The 21,463-nt window shown below is 62.9% G+C and carries 21 protein-coding genes; 9 read left to right on the top strand and 12 right to left on the bottom strand.

All coding sequences use genetic code 11. The features are described 5' to 3' along the window. Positions 1–119: 119 nt before the first annotated feature. Together GGQ68_RS00700 and GGQ68_RS00695 are read right to left on the bottom strand one after the other, a co-directional pair. The gene (locus tag GGQ68_RS00700; protein ID WP_183962984.1) at positions 120–1,475 is read right to left on the bottom strand and encodes an oligosaccharide flippase family protein; all 1,356 of its coding nucleotides are present in this window, start codon (positions 1,473–1,475) and stop codon (positions 120–122) included. 2 nt (positions 1,476–1,477) lie between these two features. Next, positions 1,478–2,305: a glycosyltransferase family 2 protein gene (locus GGQ68_RS00695; protein WP_183962475.1), complete on the bottom strand. Its 828-nt coding sequence runs from the start codon at positions 2,303–2,305 to the stop codon at positions 1,478–1,480. Between the two features lie 183 nt (positions 2,306–2,488). Between GGQ68_RS00695 and epsE the strand changes: the two genes are divergently transcribed. Continuing rightward, on the top strand, positions 2,489–3,703 hold the full coding sequence (gene epsE / locus GGQ68_RS00690; RefSeq protein ID WP_246429199.1) for an exopolysaccharide biosynthesis GT4 family glycosyltransferase EpsE: 1,215 nt from the start codon (positions 2,489–2,491) through the stop codon (positions 3,701–3,703). Positions 3,704–3,867: 164 nt separating this feature from the next. On the opposite strand, the gene ggt is transcribed toward epsE, so the two are convergent. The 4 genes from ggt to GGQ68_RS00670 form a co-directional block, all read right to left on the bottom strand. Further along, positions 3,868–5,655: a gamma-glutamyltransferase gene (gene ggt, locus GGQ68_RS00685; RefSeq protein ID WP_183962474.1), complete on the bottom strand. Its 1,788-nt coding sequence runs from the start codon at positions 5,653–5,655 to the stop codon at positions 3,868–3,870. Positions 5,656–5,729: 74 nt separating this feature from the next. Further along, positions 5,730–6,446: an LrgB family protein gene (locus GGQ68_RS00680; RefSeq protein ID WP_183962473.1), complete on the bottom strand. Its 717-nt coding sequence runs from the start codon at positions 6,444–6,446 to the stop codon at positions 5,730–5,732. Further along, positions 6,439–6,795 carry a CidA/LrgA family protein gene (locus tag GGQ68_RS00675; protein WP_183962472.1) on the bottom strand — a complete coding sequence of 119 codons (357 nt, stop codon included), beginning with the start codon at positions 6,793–6,795 and terminating at the stop codon, positions 6,439–6,441. Before GGQ68_RS00675 ends, GGQ68_RS00680 begins: the two co-directional genes overlap by 8 nt. A gap of 6 nt (positions 6,796–6,801) precedes the next feature. After that, positions 6,802–7,788: a 2-hydroxyacid dehydrogenase gene (locus tag GGQ68_RS00670; protein ID WP_183962471.1), complete on the bottom strand. Its 987-nt coding sequence runs from the start codon at positions 7,786–7,788 to the stop codon at positions 6,802–6,804. 99 nt (positions 7,789–7,887) lie between these two features. Here GGQ68_RS00670 and GGQ68_RS00665 point away from each other — a divergent pair, with 99 nt between their 5' ends. Further along, on the top strand, positions 7,888–8,382 hold the full coding sequence (locus GGQ68_RS00665) for an SH3 domain-containing protein (RefSeq protein ID WP_183962470.1): 495 nt from the start codon (positions 7,888–7,890) through the stop codon (positions 8,380–8,382). Positions 8,383–8,408: 26 nt separating this feature from the next. On the opposite strand, the gene GGQ68_RS00660 is transcribed toward GGQ68_RS00665, so the two are convergent. Next, on the bottom strand, positions 8,409–8,696 hold the full coding sequence (locus GGQ68_RS00660; RefSeq protein ID WP_183962468.1) for a YggT family protein: 288 nt from the start codon (positions 8,694–8,696) through the stop codon (positions 8,409–8,411). A gap of 130 nt (positions 8,697–8,826) precedes the next feature. Here GGQ68_RS00660 and GGQ68_RS00655 point away from each other — a divergent pair, with 130 nt between their 5' ends. The 6 genes from GGQ68_RS00655 (at position 8,827) to arfB (ending at position 14,163) form a co-directional block, all read left to right on the top strand. After that, positions 8,827–9,369, top strand: coding sequence for an acyl-CoA thioesterase (locus GGQ68_RS00655; RefSeq protein ID WP_183962466.1), 543 nt, complete (start codon positions 8,827–8,829; stop codon positions 9,367–9,369). Between the two features lie 78 nt (positions 9,370–9,447). Next, positions 9,448–10,815, top strand: coding sequence for an MFS transporter (locus GGQ68_RS00650; protein ID WP_183962464.1), 1,368 nt, complete (start codon positions 9,448–9,450; stop codon positions 10,813–10,815). After that, positions 10,812–11,729 (top strand): penicillin-insensitive murein endopeptidase, encoded by a 918-nt coding sequence (gene mepA / locus GGQ68_RS00645; protein ID WP_183962462.1) that lies wholly within the window; start codon positions 10,812–10,814, stop codon positions 11,727–11,729. Before GGQ68_RS00650 ends, mepA begins: the two co-directional genes overlap by 4 nt. 72 nt (positions 11,730–11,801) lie before the next feature. Further along, positions 11,802–12,617: an esterase-like activity of phytase family protein gene (locus tag GGQ68_RS00640; RefSeq protein WP_183962460.1), complete on the top strand. Its 816-nt coding sequence runs from the start codon at positions 11,802–11,804 to the stop codon at positions 12,615–12,617. A gap of 100 nt (positions 12,618–12,717) precedes the next feature. Further along, positions 12,718–13,359: a queuosine precursor transporter gene (locus GGQ68_RS00635; protein ID WP_183962458.1), complete on the top strand. Its 642-nt coding sequence runs from the start codon at positions 12,718–12,720 to the stop codon at positions 13,357–13,359. 381 nt (positions 13,360–13,740) lie between these two features. After that, positions 13,741–14,163 carry an alternative ribosome rescue aminoacyl-tRNA hydrolase ArfB gene (arfB, locus tag GGQ68_RS00630; RefSeq protein WP_183962441.1) on the top strand — a complete coding sequence of 141 codons (423 nt, stop codon included), beginning with the start codon at positions 13,741–13,743 and terminating at the stop codon, positions 14,161–14,163. Positions 14,164–14,268: 105 nt separating this feature from the next. Here arfB and GGQ68_RS00625 read toward each other — a convergent pair whose 3' ends face one another. From GGQ68_RS00625 to argH, 5 genes are all read right to left on the bottom strand, one after another. Beyond that, the gene (locus GGQ68_RS00625) at positions 14,269–16,854 is read right to left on the bottom strand and encodes a TIGR02302 family protein (protein ID WP_343055788.1); all 2,586 of its coding nucleotides are present in this window, start codon (positions 16,852–16,854) and stop codon (positions 14,269–14,271) included. 37 nt (positions 16,855–16,891) lie between these two features. Beyond that, on the bottom strand, positions 16,892–18,157 hold the full coding sequence (lysA, locus tag GGQ68_RS00620; RefSeq protein ID WP_183962439.1) for a diaminopimelate decarboxylase: 1,266 nt from the start codon (positions 18,155–18,157) through the stop codon (positions 16,892–16,894). 95 nt (positions 18,158–18,252) lie between these two features. Continuing rightward, positions 18,253–18,564 carry a DUF2834 domain-containing protein gene (locus GGQ68_RS00615; RefSeq protein ID WP_183962437.1) on the bottom strand — a complete coding sequence of 104 codons (312 nt, stop codon included), beginning with the start codon at positions 18,562–18,564 and terminating at the stop codon, positions 18,253–18,255. Then, positions 18,564–18,710, bottom strand: coding sequence for an argininosuccinate lyase (locus tag GGQ68_RS00610; RefSeq protein WP_183962435.1), 147 nt, complete (start codon positions 18,708–18,710; stop codon positions 18,564–18,566). The genes GGQ68_RS00615 and GGQ68_RS00610 overlap by 1 nt, the downstream gene beginning before the upstream one ends. After that, positions 18,707–20,098, bottom strand: a complete 1,392-nt coding sequence (gene argH / locus GGQ68_RS00605; protein ID WP_183962433.1) for an argininosuccinate lyase — start codon at positions 20,096–20,098, stop codon at positions 18,707–18,709. Before argH ends, GGQ68_RS00610 begins: the two co-directional genes overlap by 4 nt. Before the next feature lie 22 nt (positions 20,099–20,120). Here argH and GGQ68_RS00600 point away from each other — a divergent pair, with 22 nt between their 5' ends. Then, complete coding sequence (locus GGQ68_RS00600; protein WP_183962431.1) at positions 20,121–20,684, top strand: TlpA family protein disulfide reductase; 564 nt, start codon at positions 20,121–20,123, stop codon at positions 20,682–20,684. The last annotated feature ends 779 nt before the right edge of the window (positions 20,685–21,463 follow it).

Below are 21,463 nucleotides of genomic sequence, written 5' to 3'. Positions count from 1 at the left end.
CTCAATTCAGGCTTCATTGTCTACTTTCATACAACAATTCGTCATTTCAAAGCCGCTGCAGAACAAAATAATGAACAACACATGACCCTCTGCGCGGCCTTACGTCTTTTGGCCAGTGTTCACCCGGCAAGGCCGCTCACAGCGCCCCAGTTCACCCATAGCGCGAGCGACGCCAAAGCCAAAGCCAGCAGCCCGAACCCCAGATCATGCAGTCCGTCCCACGCGCCCATGCGCCGCGCCAGCCAGACCACCACAGGATAGGCCGCGAAATAAGACAGCCCCTGCCCGATCAGCGCCCCCAGCAGACCCGCAAACTCCAACCCGATGAGCAACCCGATCCAGACCAGCACCGCCCGCGACAGGGCAAGCACGAAAAACCGCTTTGAATCGCCCGCCGCAAGCGCCGCCTGATCATACGTCATCACGATCAAAACCGGCATTTGTGCGCAGGCCACCACCACAGCCACGGCCCCCGCCTGTTCGTAGCGTGAATCGTACAGCAGTTGCACCAGCCAGACCGCGCCCAGCGCAAACACTCCGACACAGCCCAGCAACAGCGCCGTCACCGCCACGCGCATCTTGCGCAGACGGGCAAAGTTCTCGGCGCTCTCTTTCGGGGGCGTGTCCCGGTAGATCGGTATCAGGATCTTCTGCGTCACCATGTAACCCAGCATCAGTGGGAACGATGCCCAGAAGAAGCCGATGTTATAGACCCCGAACACATCCAGCGGCAGCGCCTTGCCCATCAGGATCTTGTCCGCCTGATTGTAAAAGAACCCCGCGATGGTGGCGAGGAGCACCCATTTCCCAAAGGAGAACAGCTCTTTGCGGGCCTCCTCCTCCCAGACGAAGCGGTTGCGCGGGCCGGGCAGAAATTGGGTGTTCAGCCAGACCTGAACCAATGAACCCACCAGCGCCGACACCACCAGCGCCCAGACGGACCCCCACCACCACGCCAGCACCACAGCAGCAATGACGCCGGACAACTGCACGAACATGTCCAACAGCGTGACCCGTCCCAGCATCAGGTGCCGGTTCGCCGTCACCATAGCCGTGGGCCGGAACCCGTCGATCACAGAGGTCAGCGCCGCCACCGGCAGCATCAGCGCCAGCTCTGGTGCGTCGTAGATCCGCGACATGGGCCATGCCAGCGCACAGGCCACCAGCCACAAACCACCCCCGCGCAGAACCTGCATCGTCCAGGCCGTGTCGAGAAAATCCCGGTCGTCGCCGCGCTTGCTTTGCAGAATTGCGGGGATCGCCCCCACATCGGAAAACTGATGCAGCGCCATCAGGAAAACCATGACCAGCGACATCAGGCCAAAGGCCTCGGGGAAAAGCAGCCGCGTCAGGATAAGGTTCGACGCCAGACGCACAACCTGGGAAAAGCCGAAGCCGCCCACCGTCAGCAACGACGAGCGCATAACCCGCGCGCCAAGCCCGTCTCCGCGCAACATGGCAAAGCGGCCCGCCATGCTCATCGCCCGCGGCTCCACCCTTGCCCGTCTCGTTTCGTCAACCTGACCATCATGGCCACCCCCGAATACACCGCAAAGCCCAGCGGATCCCGCAGAGCCAGCTTGACCTTCTCCCGTTTGGACAAGACCTTTTTGTCGTCGTTTTTCAACAAATGCGGGTAGTCTTTTGTAATCTGTTCGACACCGGCATCCTGTCTGCGTCGCACCCGCACCAGCCTGCCAAACCCTTCGGCAATAGGCCAGTCATAGGGCGCGGGAACACCGATGCGCTCCTCCGGGGTAAAGCTCAAGCGCACAAAGGTGTCGTCAGAGATAATATCGGGAAATTCGCCCCAACGCGCGCGCCCTGCGGCATTCACCGCGAACAGACCGCAGCCGGGCACCCCCTCGCGCATGAAGGGCACCCGCGCCCACATCCGCGCATAGGCCCGACTGATCGCACCCCGAGCGGTGATCCGCACGGCCCCGCTGGCATAGCGTGGCGCTGGAACATCAAGCACGTCGACCACCTGTGCCAAAAGCTGCGGCGTCAGGATCACATCTGCGTCGAGGTAGACCCGGATCGGCGCGCAGGCCACGGCGTCGCCCGCGTTCAGCGCGCCCAGCTTGCCGCCCTCGGCCAGTTCCAGTACGTCCAGCGTCCAGCCGCGCGCCGCGAACCGCTCGGCAAATGACCGCGCCCGCGCTGCCGTGTCGTCCCAACAGCCATTTGCCACCACGATGACCTGCACGCCGCCGGCCACCGGATCAGAGGCTGACAGCGCCTGCAGGCACGCACCAATCAGTGCCGCCTCATTGCTCGCTGGCAATATAACAGTAGCCCGCATGCCACCCATGGCCTTTGCTCCGACCCAAACCCGTACCCGCGACGCCACACCCAGGAGAAAACCCGAGCGCTTCAGCGTCTTTATGTGCAGTTAACTATGGCCAAATGATGATACCAGCCCGAATAGTTGCTGCAATCCGCCCATGGGACGGCGGGGCTGCCAAACCACCTCAGGGAATCACTTTTGCCGCAAGGCCTGCGCATCGGTTACATCGTCCCGCAGTTTCCGGGACAAACCCACATCTTCTTCTGGCGCGAAATCAAAGCGCTCGAAGCGATGGGGCACGAGGTGCATGTCTTTTCCACACGCAAACCACCCGCCAAGCTGATCTCTCACGCCTGGGCCGGAGAGGCCATGGCGCGCACCACCTACCTGGGTCGGGTGAACCCCTTGCTGGCATTTGCCGCGCTGGCAAAGTTGACACCAAAGGGCCTGCCGAAATGGCTGCTGCGCGAGCCGACGGCCTTCAGCAAGGACATTCTCATCAGCCTTGCTGCCGCAAACAAGCTGCACAGCATGGCCAGGAAGCTGAACCTTGACCACATCCATGCCCATTCCGCCGCGCGTGCATCTTTCATCGCGGCGCTGCAACATCACATGGGCGGACCGACCTACTCGCTGACCCTGCATGGGCCGCTGTCTGATTACGGCCCGGGTCAGAAATTCAAATGGCGCAGCGCCAGCTTTGCGACGATCATCACGCAGAAGCTGTTGGGTGAGGTGCACGAGGCTCTCGGCACTTCACTGCCCGACCGCCTTTTGGTTCGGCCCATGGGGGTCGACACCAACGAACTGGCCCGCAGCACGCCTTACGTTCCACCGGAACACGGGAGGCCTGTCCGCATCTTCTCCTGCGCGCGGTTGAATGTGGTCAAAGGCCATCAGGATCTGCTCGGCGCCACCCGCCAGCTGATCGACCAAGGCGTCGATGTCCGGGTCGAAATCGCAGGCGAAGACGACGACGGCGGCACCGGCTTCCGGACCCAGCTCGAAGCCCATCTGAAAAAGCTTCATCTGCAGGATCATGTCAAACTGCTCGGCGCGATCTCTGCCGACGAGGTGAAAGCCAAACTGGAGGCGGCGCATCTCTTTGTTCTTGCCTCGTGGCACGAACCTTTGGGCGTCGCATATATGGAAGCGATGGCCATGGGCGTGCCCACCATCGGCACCGACGCCGGCGGCGTCAAAGAGCTGATTGCCGACGGGTCCACCGGCTACCTGGTCGAGCCAAAGAACCCGGGGCAGCTCGCCCGCACCGTTCGGTCACTGGTCAACGACCCCGACGCGTTGATGCGCCTGTCCGTCGAGGGGCGCGATCACATCGTCGCGCATTTCCGCGCAGAACTCGGGGCCGAAGTGCTGGCCAGGGAAATTCAGACCACACTCAATGGGTTGTGAACAACACTCAGGTGTTCAGTTGCTCCGAACAGCGATGAAACGACCCGGCCGTGACGCCCGGATCTTGCCGGTGTATCCATATGGCGTCAGGTCAATCCGGCTCCCAAGCCCCCCATGCGGCTGAACACCGGAAGCGATCAACCATCTGACCCGGTGGTCGCCGCCTATTCCCCGAGCGCTATGCCTTCGCGACGCGGATCGGCCCCACCTTGCAGCCCGGTTTCGGTCAATGCGATGGCGTGCAGGCCGGAGTTCAGGTCGCGGATGTTCACTTCGAAGCCCAATTCCTCAAGCTGGGATTTTCGGTCGGCCATGTCGGTTCCAGCCTCCAGATCATATGTGCCGAAGCGGTTGACCGCGTGCGGCATGGCCACGGCCTGCTGAACGTCCATTCCCCAGTCGATATGCGCGACGATGGCCTGCGCCACATAGCCGATGATCCGCGACCCGCCCGGAGAGCCGATCACCAACACTGGCGTGCCCTCGCGGCGAACGATCGTGGGCGCCATCGAGGAGCGGGGGCGCTTGCCCGGCTCGACCCGGTTGGCGATGGGCACGCCCTCGTCGTGAGAGCGGAAAGAGAAATCCGTCAGCTCGTTGTTCAGCAAGAAGCCCTGCGTCATCAGGCGGGAGCCAAAGCCGTTTTCGATCGTGGTCGTCATGGACAGGGCGTTTCCGTAGCTGTCAACGATCGAGATATGAGAGGTGGAGGGGAATTCGAGGCTCTCGTCATCGGCGAGCAGCATGGCATGGTCCCAGGCGGGCTGGCCGGGTGCGACCTCTGTCAGCGCATCCTCGCGGTCCAGCAGCGCCGCGCGGTCGGACAGGTAGCTCGGGTCGACCAACCCCTTGGTCGGCATCGGGACGTAGTCGCTGTCCGCCATGTAGCGGCCCCGATCCGCGAAGGCCAAGCGCGAGGCATCGCCTATCTTGCGCCACGTCTGCGCCTCCTCAGGCGTGCCGGGTTGTGAGGCATCCAGCATCCCGAGGATCTGCCCCACGGTCAGCGCGCCGGAGGACGGGGGACCCATACCGCAGACCTCGTGCCCCCGGAACGGCGCGCAGACGGCGGTTCGCTCCTTGACCTCGTAGGTTTCCAGATCGGCAAGGCTCAGCACGCCGGGATTGGCCTCAAACCCGGTCACCGTGTCCACGATACCCTGCGCGATGTCCCCGGTATAGAATGAGGATGCGCCCTCTGATGCCAATGTTTTCAGCACCTTGGCATAGTCGGGGTTGGTCTTCGTCGATCCGGCGGCAAGCGGGGCCATGTCCGGGAAGAAATAATCGGCGGCTTCCGCCTGACGGGAGAGGCGCAACGGATCGTCCGCCACCAACTGCGCGAGGCGGGGGGAAACCTCGAACCCCGCTTCGGCCAATTCAATCGCTGGACCGAAAAGGCCTGACCATTCGGCCTTGCCCCATTTGTCATGCGCAGCCTGCATCAGCGCCGGCGTTCCCGGCACCCCGACGGAGCGCCCGCCGACCACCGCATCCCAAAAGCCCAGCGGTTCGCCCTCGGCGTCCTGGAACAATTGCGGGGTCGCCGCCATCGGCGCAGTTTCGCGGCCATCCAGAGTGGTGATCTCACCGCTTTCGCCGTCATGCCAGACGAGGAACGCCCCGCCGCCAAGGCCTGACGACTGAGGTTCGACCAGCCCCAGCACCGTCTGCACCGCGATCATGGCATCCGCCGCCGTGCCACCGTTGCGCAGCACTTCCGCCCCTGCAGCGACGGCATGCGGATTGGCGGCAGCGACCATCCAGTCTTGCGCCTCGACGGGGTGGCCTGCGGCCTTGGCCTCCAGCGCGGCACTGACCTGCGGGGAAATCGCGGCAAATCCCCCAACGCCGCCACCCGCCTGTTCCGGCGCGACGGCGTCAGCCGCCTGCTGGGCCATGGACGCGCCCGCCATGAGGCTCAAGATCATTGCCAGATGTGCACACCGCATCGCTTCACTCCCTGATTGTCTGAAAGCAGCGTGGCACAGGTTGCACGAGCAGTCACCCCACAGATACTCAAGGGTCAGAAAAGCAGCCCCACGACCAAAGGCGCCAGGATCGCCGTCAGGATCGCGTTCAGCCCCATGCCGATGCCGGAAAATGCCCCCGCCGTGGGATTCACTCGAAACGCATGTGCCGTGCCGATGCCATGTGCCGCGACGCCCACGGCAAACCCGCGCGCGCGCCAGTCCCGCACGCCCAGCGCGTTTAACAACGGCGTCGCCACCACCGCGCCGATGATACCCGTCAGGATCACCATGGCCGCCGTTAGCGTCGGGATGCCGCCCACGGCCTCGGACACGCCCAGTGCAACGGGGGCGGTGGCGGACTTTGGCACCAAAGACAGCAGCACCGAGTCACGCAGGCCGAAAACCCAGCCCAGCCCGAGCGCCGACAGCATTGCCACCAGCGACCCGGACAGCAGGGCCGCCAGCATCGGCAAAGCCGCGCGCCGCACGCGCGACAGATTCTGATAAAGCGGCAGCGCCAAGCCCACCGTCGCCGGGCCCAGCATGAAATGCACAAATTGCGCACCCTCGAAGTAGGTCTGATACCGGGTGCCCGTCACCTGCAGCACCAAAGCGAGCAGGATCACCGCGATCATCACCGGATTGGCCAGCGGGTGACGGCGACACAGGGTCGAAATCCACTCTGCCGTGATATAGGCCGCCAGCGTCAGGCTGAGCCAGAGCAGTGGGTCCCGCGCGAGGTAGGACCAGAGCGCCAGCGCGTCATCCATCCTCCAGCCCTCCGGTCATTTTTGCCACGAGGAGAAACGCGCCGACCCCGGCAAGGATTGCCAGCACTGTCGAGACCACCAACGCCACGATCAGGCCCACCCCGTGCTCTGCTAGGATGTCGACGTTGGCCACCACACCCACGCCCGCAGGGACGAACAATAGCGACAGATGGCCCAAAAGCCCCTGCACCGTGTCCTGCATGTACCCCGCCAGCCGAGGGATCAGCAGGAATGCGGCGAACAGTCCGGCCAAGCCCAGAACGGGGCCGGGCACAGCGATGCCCAGACCCCGCGACAGAGTTTCTCCGGCCAGTTGAAAGCCCAGCAGGATCAGCAGAACGCGGATCACGCGGAGTTACAGCATCGAGGGCACGACCTGATCCGGCGGGCGATGGCCGTCAGCGAAGGTCTTGATGTTGATGATGACCTTTTCACCCATCTCAATCCGGCCTTCGCGCGTGGCAGAGCCCATTTGCGGCGTCATCACCACGTTGGACATGGCGCGCAGTTCCGGGTTTCCGTGGGAGCCTTGCTGATACACGTCCAGCCCCGCACCGCCCAGTTTCTCGGCCTTCAACAGGCGCACAAGGGCGTTCTCGTCGATGACTTCGCCGCGTGACGTGTTTACGATCACGGCGTCGGGCTTCATCAATTGCAGACGCCGCGCATTCAGCAGGTGAAAGGTCGAGGGCGTCGAAGGGCAGTTGACGCTCACCACATCCATACGGGCCAGCATCTGGTCGAGACTGTCCCAATATGTCGCGTCTATGGCTTCTTCGGCCTCGGGGCGCAGGCGGCGGCGATTGTGGTAGTGGATCTGCATGCCAAAGGCCGCCGCGCGCCGCGCAACAGCCTGACCGATCCGGCCCATGCCGAGAATGCCAAGCCGCTTGCCGCCCAGACGCGCGCCCAGAAAGGCCGTCGGCGCCCAGCCCTGCCAAGAACCGTCCTGCATCACACCCAGACCATCCTGCACCCGCCGCGTCACCGCCAGCATCAGCGCCATCACCATGTCAGCGGTGTCATCGGTCACGACGCCGGGCGTGTTCGAGACAAGGATACCCTTGGTGCGAGCGGTTGCGACATCGACGTTGTCGAAACCCGCACCGTAGTTGGCGATCAGTTTCAGCTGCGCTCCTGCCTGACCGATCAACCCCGCGTCGATGCGATCGGTGATCGTCGGCACCAGCACATCGGCAGTCTGGACCGCCTCGACCAGCTCTTCGCGGGTCATGGGGGTGTCATCCAGCCGCAGCTTGACGTTGAACAATTCAGTCAGCCGGGTCTCGACGACTTCGGGCAAGCGTCGCGTCAGCACAACACTCAGACGTTTTGATGGCATGAAGTCTCTCCCGTACTTCTCGCTAAGGCGCTTAGGGGGTAACCTGCGTCAGGACGAGACGGGGCACAAGAACCCGCCGCATAAAAAGAGCAGGCAGACATGTTCAGACATCTCACGACAGCGTGTATCGCGCTGATCCTGACAGCGATTTCCGCGTGGGCCGAGGAACGCGGTCCTGTGACCAACCTTCCGCTTCCGCGCTACGTCTCGATGAAGGCCGCAGAGGGCAACGTGCGGCGCGGTCCGTCGCTCAGCCATCGGATCGACTGGGTCTACAAACGTCGCGACATGCCGCTGGAAGTCACCGCCGAATATGGCCACTGGCGCCGCGTGCGCGACCGGGACGGTGCAGGCGGCTGGGTCCATTATTCGCTGCTGTCCGGCGTGCGCACCGCCATCGTCGAAACCGACATGCTGGCGCTGTACCAAAGCCCCGACACCAACAGCAAAGTCAACGCGCGGCTGGAAATGGGTGTCGTGGGACGCTTGGGAGAATGCGGGCTCGACTGGTGCGAGATGACCACTGGCGGCCACAGGGGCTGGGCGCAGAAGTCCGCGCTTTGGGGCGTCGCGCCGGATGAGCTGCGCGACTAGGCCGCGCACCCCCTAGGGTCAGACAATCAGTAAAAAGCGCGCAGGTTGTTCTGCAGCACGATTTCCAAAGCGATCAACGCCACGAAGAACAGCAGTGGCGCGAGGTCCAGGCCGCCCATCTGCGGCAGTACGCGCCGGATGGGGTTGTAGATCGGCTCCAGCAGGCGATTCAGCCCGTCCCAGATGGCGGCGACCAATTGCTGACGCAGGTTCAGAATGTTGAAATTGATGAGCCAGCTCATGATGACATGTGCGATCACGATGAATTTCACGATGCCGATGATCATCAGCAAAATCTGGATTAGCGATACCATCACGGGCCTCTTGCGACTGCGGTTGATGAGCACCTAAGCGCGCAAGCCCTCCGAGACAAGAGTGTCGCGGCGTCTTGGTTGACGCGGGCACGGCATCGCAGCAAGACGCAGCGTCAAAGGAGACCGCCGTATGTACCCCTTCTTCCGCCTCTTCAAAGACATGTGGAAAGCCCGCAGTGCCGCGCCCATGGGCCTGTTCGACACGCACATTTCGCATCACATGTGCATGCCGTGGGATCTGGACATGTGGAACGAGTTGAACAATGGCCGCACGCTGACGCTTTATGATCTTGGTCGTATTCCCATGGGGCAGCGCATGGGGCTGATGGAGGCGCTCAAGCGCGAACGCTGGGGCCTGACCGTCGCCGGATCGGTGGTGCGTTATCGTCGCCGCGTGCGAGGCCTTGATCGGATCGAAGTGCAAAGCCGCGTGATCGGCTGGGACCGCCGCTTCGTCTATATCGAACAAAGCATGTGGAAAACCAACGGCGACTGCTCCAGCCAGATCGTCTTGCGCACGGCGATCACCGACGCAAACGGCATCGTCACCGTGGATCGCCTGGCGAAAGCGCTTGGCGTGGATATGTCCGAGGCGCCGGAGTTGCCGGCATGGGTCAGCAAATGGATCGAAGCCGAAGACCTGCGTCCCTGGCCGCCCCACCGCGAAGTCTGAGGACGGCCCCAGCGCACTCTGCTCTTGCCTCAAACCCCTGCGATGGTTTCTAAGCGCCGCAAGCAACGAGGCAGGGACATGACAGACATTTCGCGCAAGAAACGGATCTGGGGCTGGATGTTCTTCGATTGGGCGCAACAGCCCTATGCGACGCTCGGGCTGACCTTCATCTTTGCGCCCTATTTTGCCGCCGTCGCCGCCGACTATTTCCGTGAAGTCGGCCAGGCGGACCAGATCGCCCGCGCCAGCGCGCAAAGCCTCTGGTCCTCGGCTCAGACCATTGCCGGACTGGCCATCGCCTTTAGCGCGCCCTTCCTTGGCGCTTGGGCCGACACCAGCGGGCGGAAACTGCCGTGGATCAAGGTGTTCACCGCGCTCGCCATCCTCTGTGCCGCCTTCATCTGGCTGCTGCAGCCGGATGGCACAGGGCTGTTCATGGCGCTCGCCGCCTTTTGGATCGGGTTCGTCTTCTCGGAATCCGCCTTCAACCTGAACAACGGCCTTCTGCCCAGCCTCGGCTCTCCGGCTGAAATCGGGCGCATTTCCGGTGGCTCTACCGCTTTTGGCTATTGGGGCGGCGTGCTGTCGCTTTTTATCATCTTGTTGTTTTTTGCCGAAAACGAGACCGGCAAAACGCTGATCGGCCTCTCGCCCGCTTTTGGCCTCGACCCGGAAACACGCGAAGGCACCCGCTTTGTCGGCCCCTTCATCGCGCTTTGGTTCGCCCTGTTCACAATCCCCTATCTCCTGACGATCCGCGAGCCACGCGTGACCCGTTCCGACGTCTCGGTCAGAACCATGTTGCGGGACCTCAAATCCTCGGTCCGCGCCATTTCAAAGCGGCGCTCGGCCAGCGCCTTTCTGCTGGGAAGCATGTTCTACCGCGACGCTCTGAGTGCGCTTTATGCCTACGGCGGCGTTTACGCGACGCTGGTTCTGGACTGGTCCACCCCCCAAGTCGGCGTCTTCGGCATCATCGCCGCCATAGCCGCCGCGCTGTTGTCGTGGCTCGGCGGTATCGCGGACCAGCGGCGCGGCCCAAAGCCCGTCATCACTTTCGCCATCTGGTCGCTGATCGTTGTGTGCACCATCATTGTGGGCATGTCGCGAGAACATCTTTTCTTTATCGCGCTTCCCGCCGGATCGCTGATCCCTGACATCACCTTCTATATCTGCGGCGCTGTGATCGGCGGCGCTGGCGGAGCGCTTTATGCATCGTCACGCTCGCTGATGGTCCGACATGCCGACCCGGATCGCCCCGCAGAAGCCTTTGGCCTGTTCGCTCTGACCGGCAAAGCGACGGCCTTTCTGGCGCCCGCCTTGATCACCCTGTTCACTTTGCTGACACAGTCGAACCAATTGGGCTTTCTGCCGGTCATCTTCCTTTTCCTCCTAGGACTTACTCTGCTACGATGGGTCCAACCGGAAGGGGATTTGACCACATGATCCGCAAGACATTCATCGCAGCCCTGATGGCGCTCGCCGCCTGTTCGCCGACCCCGCGCGACATCTCGGGCGAGCCGATGGCCCAAGCCACGCCCATGGACCCAGTGCTGTCGTCAAAGCAGGCCAAGCAGCTCTTCGGGGCAAAGCGTGACGGCTCCTCCCAACGCCCAACGCCCTTTGGCTCCTACGCCAAGGGTTGCCTCGCTGGTGGCGCCCAACTGGCAGAGACCGGCCCGACCTGGCAAGCGATGCGCCTGTCGCGCAACCGCAACTGGGGCCACCCGGAACTGATTGATTTCGTGCAGGATCTGTCACGCAAAGCCGCGCAGCAGCCCGGCTGGAAGGGCATTTACGTCGGTGACATGAGCCAACCGCGCGGCGGTCCGATGCTGACAGGCCACCGCTCTCACCAGATCGGCCTGGATGCTGACATCTGGATGCTGCCGGCCGACGACCTGTCCCTGTCGGAACGCGCCCGCGAAAACATCTCCTCCATTTCGCTCCGCCGCTCCTCCGGGGCGTATACCAACAGCAACTGGACCCCCCAGCACCAAGAGATCATCAAGGCCGCCGCCCAGGATCCCCGCACGGCGCGGATCTTTGTGTTTCCCGGTGCCAAAGTGAAGATGTGCGCCGATGAAACAGGCGATAAATCATGGCTGCGCAAGGTGCGCCCGTGGTGGGGCCACCACTATCACTTCCACGTTCGGTTGAACTGCCCCAAAGGCGCGCGCGGCTGCGTCGATCAGGCCCCGCCCCCCGCAGGCGATGGCTGCGCCGATGCAGAGCAATGGGTGAAGAATATCCTGAACCCGCCGCCCCCGGATCCCAATGCCAAGCCCGCGCCGCCCCGTCGCGAACTGACCATGGGCGACCTGCCCGGCCAATGCGCCGACGTTCTGGCCGCGCAGTAACCACCTGTGACCCGAACCGTTGTTTTGCGAGCCCTCGCACTGCTGGGCCTCGGCCTCTCGGGGTGTACAGCCATGCCTCAAGGTGTCGAGTCCCTCGGCACCTTCACTTGGCCCGCGTCTGAGCATGGCGCGGGAGGCTTCTCCGGCCTGGAACTGTCAGACGACGGGCGCACATTCATTGCGATCAGCGACCGGACCCGGATCACAGAGGGCAGCATCACCCGCGACACCACACGCATCACCGCCGTGTCCGCAGCCCCCACCATGCCGCTGCTTGACCGGGACGGCACAGCAATCCCACAGCAACTCGGCGACTCGGAAGGGCTGGCCCGCCTCCCCGATGGCCGCCTGTGCATCTCCTTCGAGGGCGACCACCGCATCCAGTGTTACGCCGCCACCTCTGGCCCGGCCATCGAAGTCCTTGATCTGCCTTTCGCCGACGCTCTCGGTCACAATGCCGGGATCGAGGCGCTTGCCGCTGACGCCAAGGGGCGGCTTTACGCCATACCCGAACAGTCCGGCGGATTGACCAAACCTTTCCCGGTCTGGCGGCTGGATCAAACGTGGGAAACCCCTTTCTCGATCCCCCGCCGTGGCGGCTTCGTCCCCGTGGGTGCGGATTTCGATCCCGATGGCCGGCTCTACGTTCTGGAACGCGCTTTCTCCGGGTTTTCCTTTCGCTCTCGTGTGCGCCGCTTCGACGTCAGTGAGACCGCCCTGAGCAACGAAACCACCTTGATCGAGACCACCGGCTTTCAGCATGACAATCTCGAAGGGCTCTCCGTCTGGCGAGACGCCACAGGCGCGATCCGACTGACCATGATCTCCGACGACAACTTCAACGCGCTGCAATCCACGCAATTTGTCGAATACCGCGTCGCCCCATAACGCTTGCGGGACTCACATCAGGGCGTTATAGGCCCGCATCCCGCCTGTGGCATTCAGCCCGGCGGCAAGTCCCCGCAACCTTGTCAAAAACGGGTCCGTTATGAAACGCGCTTACCTTCCCGGCATCCTCGCCATGGCCGCCATCGTGCTGGCCTCCAATATCTTGGTGCAATTCCTCCTCGGTGACTGGCTCACCTGGGGAGCCTTTACCTACCCGATCGCCTTCCTCGTCACCGACCTGATGAACCGCATCTACGGCGCCGCAGCTGCCCGCAAGGTCGTCCTGGCGGGCTTCGTCACTGGCGTGATCTGCTCGCTGATTGGCACGCAAATCATGCTGCAAGGCGATGGTTACACCTACCCGGCCGTGACACTTCGCATCGCTCTCGGCTCCGGGCTGGCCTTCCTGACCGCGCAACTGATGGACGTTGCAATCTTTGACCGCCTTCGCGGCGGCGCATGGTGGCGTGCGCCTCTGGCCTCGACCCTGGTGGGCAGTGCGCTGGATACGTCGCTTTTCTTCTCTATAGCCTTCGCGGCGTCGCTGAGCTGGTTGGACCCCTCTAATGACACCTCCTGGGCAACTGAGGCCCTGCCGCTTTTGGGCGCCGGGCCCATGGCGCCGCTCTGGGTCTCGCTCGCCCTGGCCGACTGGCTGGTCAAACTGGGGCTGGCGCTGGTCGCGCTGATCCCCTTCCGGATGATCGTGTCAAAAGTCATGGGTTCGGCGCGAATGGTGTGAAAACCGCCCGCGCCGGTGCACTCTCCCAAACACCGTAATCATTTTTTTGCCTTGTGTGAAAAAAAGACTTTGCTGATCGGATCACCCGTGCCACCATCATCCTGCGCGGTGCACATATGGGGTCCAACAACCTCGCACCCGCTAAGCTTTGCGTTGAAAACAGCTGAAAGGAGGTGATCCAGTGTCGAGAGAAGCATTGGAGAGAGGTGTCGGAACAGTTCGAGGAGAAGCGACCTAGGGCAGTCCTTAGGGCGATTTAATCCACGAGTTGGCGCAGCCTAACCGGCGCTCGCCTCCGTAATTCTCGAAGGGTCGCCTTACGCAAGGTGGCCCTTTTAGTTTGCCCTTTACCTTTTGCCCGATACGGCCAAGTTAAAGGACATGCTGCAAGTCAATGACACCATTACCATCGAAGACTGGGAACTGACCGAACAGTTCACCCGCGCCTCCGGGCCGGGAGGGCAGAACGTCAACAAGGTCTCCACCGCTGTCGAACTCCGGTTCGAGGCGGACCGCTCCCCCAACCTGCCAGGCCCCGTCAAGTCGCGCTTGCGTCGACTGGCCGGACGGCGCTGGACTTCGGACGGCGCGCTCATCCTTCAGGTGCAAGACACCCGCAGCCAGGCCCGCAACCGCGAGATCGCCCGCGACCGCCTGGTCGAGCTGATCCAAAAGGCCTGCGAAAAGCCCAAGCGGCGCATCCCGACCAAACCGACTTATGGCTCAAAGAAACGCCGCCTGAAGGCCAAGAAGGTGCGCGGCGAGGTCAAAGCCCTGCGCGGCAGCGTCGACCCGACAGATTGACCTGATTGCCGAAGCTGACGCTGGCCTTGCCGGCGGTGCCCGCCTGAAGAGGACGCCGCAGGCGGACGATGAGACACCAAGCGCGCGCTTGCGCGCTCCGCTGGATCAGAACCGATCCAGCAGACGCTCCAGATAATCCCGTTCCACCTGAGGACGATCCGCCTCTCCAGATCTCCTGCGCAACTCGCCAAGCAACTCTTCGGCGCGGCGGTATACATCCTCGCCCTGAAGCAGCCCTTCATCGGTGCCTGTTTGTCCGGAATTGCCAGAGTTCCGCCCCAGAGGATCGCGTTGTTCCTGAGGATCGCCGCCCTCGGCAAACCCCTGTTGGCCGGAGCGTTGCTGCCCCTGCTGTTGCTCTGCCAAGGCTTCGCCCAAGTTGCGCATTCCTTCGCGCAATGCCTCCAGCGCCTGAGACTGTTGGTCGATGGCATCACCCAACTCGCCGTCGCGCAGCGCCTGTTCGGCGCCGTCCATCGCATCCTCGGCGCGTCCCAGTGCTTCGCCCGCACGCTCCCCGGCTTCGGATCCCTGTCCCGGCAAGCTTTGTCGCTGGCGGTTCAGCTCCTCCCTCAAGGCGCGCTGCTGTTGCGCAAGCCCCTCCGCCAGAGACTGCTCTCCCTGACCTTCGCCGGACTGCTGCCCTTGCTGACCCTGACCGGGTTGACCCGGCTGGCCCTGGCCCTGCCCAGGCTGTTGGCCCTGCTGCCCTTGTTGCTGACCCTGCTGTTGACCTTGTTGGCCTTGTTGGCCCTGCTGGCCTTGGTTAAGCTCCCGAAACGCCTCATCCGACAGCTCCTGCTGGTCGCGCAAAGTCTCCGACAAGCCTTCCATGGCTTGCTCGCCGGGAGATTGACCCTGCCCTTGGCCTTGCGTCATCTGCATATTTTCGAGCATTTCCTGAAGCTGGCGCATCGCCTCCTGCGCTTCGGCCATGCGGCCTTCTTCCATCAGCTCCTGAATGCGGTCCATCATGCGTTGGATGTCGTCCTGCGACATCTCCATCATGTTTTGCTGGTCCTGCGGCTGGGCCTGCTGATCGCCCTCGCGCGCCTGCTCCTGCGCCAATTGGCGCATGTAATCACGGGTGGCTTCGCGCAGCTCCTGCATCAGTTCAGCGATTTCCTGATCAGAGGCGCCGTTCTTCATCGCTTCGTTCAGGCGCTCCTGCGCGCGTTCCATGCGTTCGCGGGCATCGTCCAGGTCGCCCTCTTCAAGCTCCAGCGCCAGATCCCACAGCGCCTGCGTAATCTCCTCTCGCGCAGCATCGCTCATATCGCCGCGATCCTCTTCGATCTGACCAAGGATGCCACGCAGCGTGTCCGCCTGCGCCTCCTTACGGAACAACTCATCCGACCGGTTCAACACGGCGCGCAGGATCATCGCCGCATCTGCGGCATACGCGCGATTCCACAGCAGGGCCTGCCGCTCCTCGACCAAGGCCGCCGCCACGGGATCAAAGAAGCGACGACCCGGCAACGCCATCTCGTGAACCTGCGACAGGCCGCGCTGACCGCGTGCGTCCTCGACCTCCAGTTCCAACCGTACCGGCAGATTGGCCCATGGGTGCAACGAGAAGTTCCCCACCAATGGCTCCACAAAGTTGCTGCGATCCCCCGCCACCGGCATGGGCAACGGCACCTCGATCACCTCCTGCGGTTCCGGCTCCATCGCGCGGCCATAACGACGATCGACCGCTGCCAAGTCGAGCGAGAACCGCGCCACACCCGTCACGACCCCGAAATCATCCTGCGCACGGAACGGGATCTGCGTCTCACCCTCGTAACTGGTTTCGACCTCGCCCTCCTGGGTGACCATAGGCCCGGAATCCGGCAGCATCGTCACTTGCCATTCGCGCCCACCGGGTCCGTCGATGGCCAGCCGTCCAGACTGCAACACCTCGAAATCCTGCGCTGTTTCAGTACGCTGGTCTTCCGTCACGGTGCGTCCAGAAATCTCCTCCTCCACGCGCAAGGCGCCGACTTCACCGTACATGCGCAGCGTGATGGCTGACCCTTCCGGCGCTTCGATCTGCGGGCCGGTGATGTCGTTGAGGTAAACCGACGGCAGGCGGGTGTAGGCGGGCGGCTGAATCCAGCCCTCCCATGCGGGGCCTTGAGACAGATCCCCGCCGCCGGCGCCCATGTTGGTCACCGATTGCACACGCCCGAACGAGCCGAACACCAGCGCAACGGTCAACGTCAGCAAAGCCACATAGCGCAGCGCAAACGGATCCGCCCGCCTCTGGCTCAGCTCCGGTTTCACCCGCCGCGCCTCGTACAGGCGGTTCATCATGCGGGCCCGGTGCGCGCGCCAGACATTGGCAGAGGCGGCGTCGTCCGCGCCAATCACCTGATTGTCCATCAAGGTCTGAAATGGCCGGCCTTTGAGCGTGTTATCTACGCGGAACATCGCCGCCCGCCGCGAAGGCCAGCGAAACCGTCGCACGCCCAGTCCAAGAAAGACCAGCGCCGCGATCCCCGCCACGGCCCCGATGGCCCAGACCACCTCGACCGGCACAAGATCCTGCAGCCCGAGGATCAGCGCCCCGGCCACAAGGCAGAGCACCGTCCAGAGCGGCCAGAAGCCCCGCGCCACTTGTTCGGCCACCATACCCGCGTGGGTCAGTGTCAGAACAATCCGAAGCCGGTTGCGCAGATCGGGGCTAAGCTGCGGTTCCTGTTGAGCCAAAACGCGCCTCCTGAAGTCAGGTCGCGCGCAGGATAGCTCACAACCATTCAGGAACCGTATCTCGATTTATCATCTCGTCAAAGCTCGGACGCGCCCGAATGACAGCGAATTGATCATCTTTTGCCATGACTTCCGGTACCAGCGGACGGGAGTTGTACTCCGACGCCATCACCGCGCCATAGGCACCGGCAGAGCGGAAGGCCACCAGATCGCCCGCCTTCAACGGCGGCATCTCGCGCGCCTTGGCAAAGGTGTCGCCGCTTTCGCAGACCGGGCCGACAATGTCATAAGGCACTGTTTCAACAGCGGCTTCAGGCTCGATCACCGGGACGATGTCGTGATAGGCATCGTACATGGCAGGGCGGATCAGGTCGTTCATCGCCGCGTCGAGGATCAGGAAATCGCGCCCTTCGCCGTTCTTCACGTAAACAACCTCGGACACCAAAAGCCCCGCGTTGCCCGCAATCAGGCGCCCAGGCTCGATCTCGATCTCGCAGCCCAGATGACCCACGGTGCGCTGAATCAGCGCGCCGTAATCGGTGGGCAGCGGCGGCGCTTCGTTGGAGCGCGCATAGGGAATGCCCAACCCGCCCCCAAGATCGAGCCGGATGATTTCATGCCCATCGGCACGCAGCGTTTCGGTCAGCTCAGCCACCTTGTTATACGCCATCTCAAAGGGTTCGAGCTGCGTCAGCTGTGACCCGATATGCACGTCGATGCCGACGATTTTCAGCCCCGGCAAGGCAGCGGCCTCGGCATAGACCTCGCGCGCGCGGGCGATCGGGATGCCGAACTTGTTCTCCGACTTGCCGGTGGCGATCTTGGCGTGGGTCTTGGCATCCACATCCGGGTTCACGCGGATCGCGATAGGCGCGACCACGCCAAGCGAGGTCGCCACCTGCGAAATTGCCCGCATCTCAGGCTCGGATTCCACATTGAACTGGCGAATGCCACCTTCAAGCGCGCTGCGGATTTCTTCGACCGTTTTGCCGACGCCGGAAAAGACGATGCGGTCGCCCGGCACGCCCGCCGCCTTGGCCCGCGCGTATTCGCCACCCGACACGACGTCCATGCCTGCGCCCTCGGCGGCCAGGGCGGTCAGAATGGCCTGGTTCGACGCGGCCTTCATCGCGTAGCAGACCAGATGTGGCCCCCAACTCAGAGCCTCATCGAACAGGCGAAAGTGGCGCAGCAACGTGGAATGGGAATACAGGTAGAACGGCGTGCCAACCTGAGCAGCAATTTCGGCGACGTTAACGTCTTCGGCGTGCAGCACACCGTCGTGATAGATGAAGTGATCCAAGGCGCGCTCTCCCGATACCGAACGACGGGGTGATTAGCGCAAGCGCGACCAAGGCGGAACCCCCGATGAATGGCTGGTCCGAAGTCAGGCCCGCATTAGACCACGGGCCGCGACCGAAACCACAGATACAGCGGCAGACCGCAGCTGACCCCGATGCAAAAGGTCGCCGGGATCGCCAACAGCGCCAACCAGTTGCGGCGCACCGCGACCTCCGCCAACACCCAAACCGTCAGGGTCACGGCAGAGATGGTCAAATCCCAGGTCAGGCCCGTGGTGGAGGCATTGACATACCACGCATCCACCAAAGCCCCGAAATCCCAGGCGTTTTCCGACAGATATGTGACGAACCAATACATCGGATGCACGGCGCCCCAGACGGCAAGCGCCAGCCAAAGGTGCCGCAGCATCAGCCCGTGATCCCGACAGAGACCGTACCGCGGACGGCAAGCCCCGGCTCAGGTCTGCTGTCAGCCACCGGCGGCTGAGGGTCGCCATCGGCGCCACAGCCCGCCAGCAGCGCCAGCGTCATGAGAAAAAGTCCAGTTCGGATCATCCCAGAACCTCTTTCCACCGTGCGACTTGCTTACGCACCTGTTCAGGAGCGGTGCCGCCGTAGCTCATGCGCGACGCGACCGAATTGTGCACGCCAAGCACATCGTACACGCTTGCGTCGATGTTGCCATGCACCGATTGCATGTCCTCCAGCGTCAGATCCGGCAGATCGCAGCCTTTCTTTTCCGCCATCGCAACCAGGCTGCCCGTGACGTGGTGGGCATCGCGGAACGGCAGGCCGGTTTCGCGCACCAGCCAGTCGGCCAGATCGGTCGCGGTCGAGAAGCCCGAGGAGGCCGCGGCCTCCAGCACCGGTTTGTTGCCGGTCATGTCCTTGACCATGCCTTCCATCGCGGCGAGCGCCAGCATCCAGTTGTCGGCAGCGTCAAAGACCTGTTCCTTGTCTTCCTGCATGTCCTTGGAATAGGCCAGCGGCAGCCCCTTCATCACCATCATCAAGGCGACGTTGGCCCCAAAGATCCGACCGATCTTGGCGCGGATCAGCTCTGCTGCGTCGGGGTTTTTCTTTTGCGGCATGATCGACGACCCGGTGGAAAAGCGGTCCGACAAGGTCACAAACCGGAATTGCGCGGAGGACCAGATCACCAGCTCCTCAGCCATACGGCTCAGGTGCATGGCCGAGATCGACGCCACCGACAGGAATTCCAGCGCAAAATCACGCGATGACACCGCGTCCAGCGAGTTCGCCATGGGCGCGTCGAAGCCCAGGGCCTCAGCAGTGTTGTGGCGGTCGATGTCAAAGCCTGTACCGGCCAGAGCCGCCGCACCAAGGGGCGATTCGTTCATCCGCTTGCGCGCATCGCGCACGCGCGACAGATCGCGACTGAACATCTCCACGTAGGCCATCATGTGATGACCCCATGTGACCGGCTGTGCGGTTTGCAGGTGGGTGAAACCGGGCATGACCCAGTCGGCCCCGGCCTCTGCCTGACCGAGCAGCGCTTTCATCAAGGCGACAAGTCCGGTTTCGGCGGCGTCCAGCTGGTCGCGCACCCACAGGCGAAAGTCCGTCGCAACCTGATCGTTGCGGGACCGCGCGGTGTGCAGACGGCCCGCCGCTTCGCCGACGATCTCCTTCAGCCGGGCCTCCACATTCATATGGATGTCTTCCAGCGCGGTGGAAAAGGCGAATTCTCCGCCCTCGATCTCTGACAAGACCGTGAGCAAACCTTCCCGAATGGCCTCGGCATCGTTATCACTTATGATACCCTGCTTCGCCAACATGGCGGCGTGGGCCCTCGACCCGGCGACATCTTGCGCCGCGAGCCGCTGGTCGTATCCGATCGAGGCGTTGATCGCCTCCATGATCGCATCCGGCCCTGCGGCGAAGCGGCCGCCCCACATCTGGTTCGAGGTCTGGTCCGACATGACATGCCTTTCAGGAGGTCTAATGAAACGTTTCTTGCTTGCGGCTCTCTATACCGGCGCGGTCGCGCTGGCAAATCCCGGGATGGCCGATGTGGCCGCCGCTCAGGCCGTTGTGAATGGAGACATGAAGAAAATGGTCTTTCACGCGGACCCGAAAGCCGTTGGAACCGCTGATTTCATGACCTTCGACGAGCAACCGCTGAACCTGTCGGACTGGCAGGGCAAATGGGTGCTGGTGAACTTCTGGGCCACATGGTGCGCCCCCTGCCGCCATGAAATGCCGATGCTGTCCGAACTGCAGACCGAGTTGGGGGGCGATGATTTCGAGGTTCTGACCATTGCCACGTCGCGCAATCCGCCCGCCAAGATGCAAGACTTCTTTGCCGAGATCGGCGTCGACAACCTGCCGCTTCATCGCGACCCTCAGTCGACCCTCGCCCGACAAATGGCGGTGCTGGGCCTGCCCGTGACCCTGATCCTGAACCCCGACGGCGAGGAAGTGGCACGGCTGACAGGCGATGCGAACTGGTCCGGCGACGATGCGCGGGCGGTTTTGGATGCACTCATGGCAGAGGCCGACAGCTGACAATCACCGAAAAGAGGCCGACCCGGTAGCCGGGATCACGCCGCCGCAGAGGGCGGCTTGGCCGCCGGGCGTCCCGTGCCAATGTGCGCTCGGGACGCCATGGGCCTTTCGGGACATTGTAGCGTCTCTTTATCATGATCGCTCGGCGCACACACGGCATCGCCGCCCAACGCGGCATCGCGGTCCTCACCGAGTTATTCAGCCTGATGTCTTCGAAAGACCTGCGGTGGCCGGTGGGATAACTTCGCGGCGTAGCAAGTGTCGCGACATACGCCACGGGCCTTTTGCAGCGTCGCCAAACCAGCGCCAGACATCCGTCTTACAGTTTCAATTGTGGCGTCCCAATCAAGCAATCTATCAAAGCGGATGTCCTCAGTCTTGTTTATACCTGCCGCCGCTGGCCCCTCGTTCATAACGGGAACCTGCAGGCTTGTTTGACGGTCGAAGGCCGGCAGCCAACGTCCACGCGGTCGAAACGCGACCATCATTGCATCATCAACTTCGGTAGGTTCACGGCTGATCAAGCCTTCCTGAGCCCGTTCTTCCAGCCATCCACAATCGCGCGCTAGCGCCATTTTGCGATCATTCTTGGCGCATTGTTTCGCGACCCTCATCGCGGCCAGGATCCTTGATCAGTTGCGCGAGCATAGCTTTCGAGTTTCGAGGGGTGACACACGCAACGCTGCAAGCAAGTGGTTCGATTCGTATAGCGATACTCATCGTGCGCCTTGTTTTTGCTTCTCAAGTACTCCGGGGGAAACTGCAGGCCGGGGCAACGC

The sequence above is a fragment of the Sagittula marina genome (assembly GCF_014196795.1).
Lineage (GTDB): Bacteria > Pseudomonadota > Alphaproteobacteria > Rhodobacterales > Rhodobacteraceae > Sagittula > Sagittula marina.
Note: the sequence above shows the minus strand (reverse complement) of the source record. Positions and strands in the feature narration are given on the sequence as shown.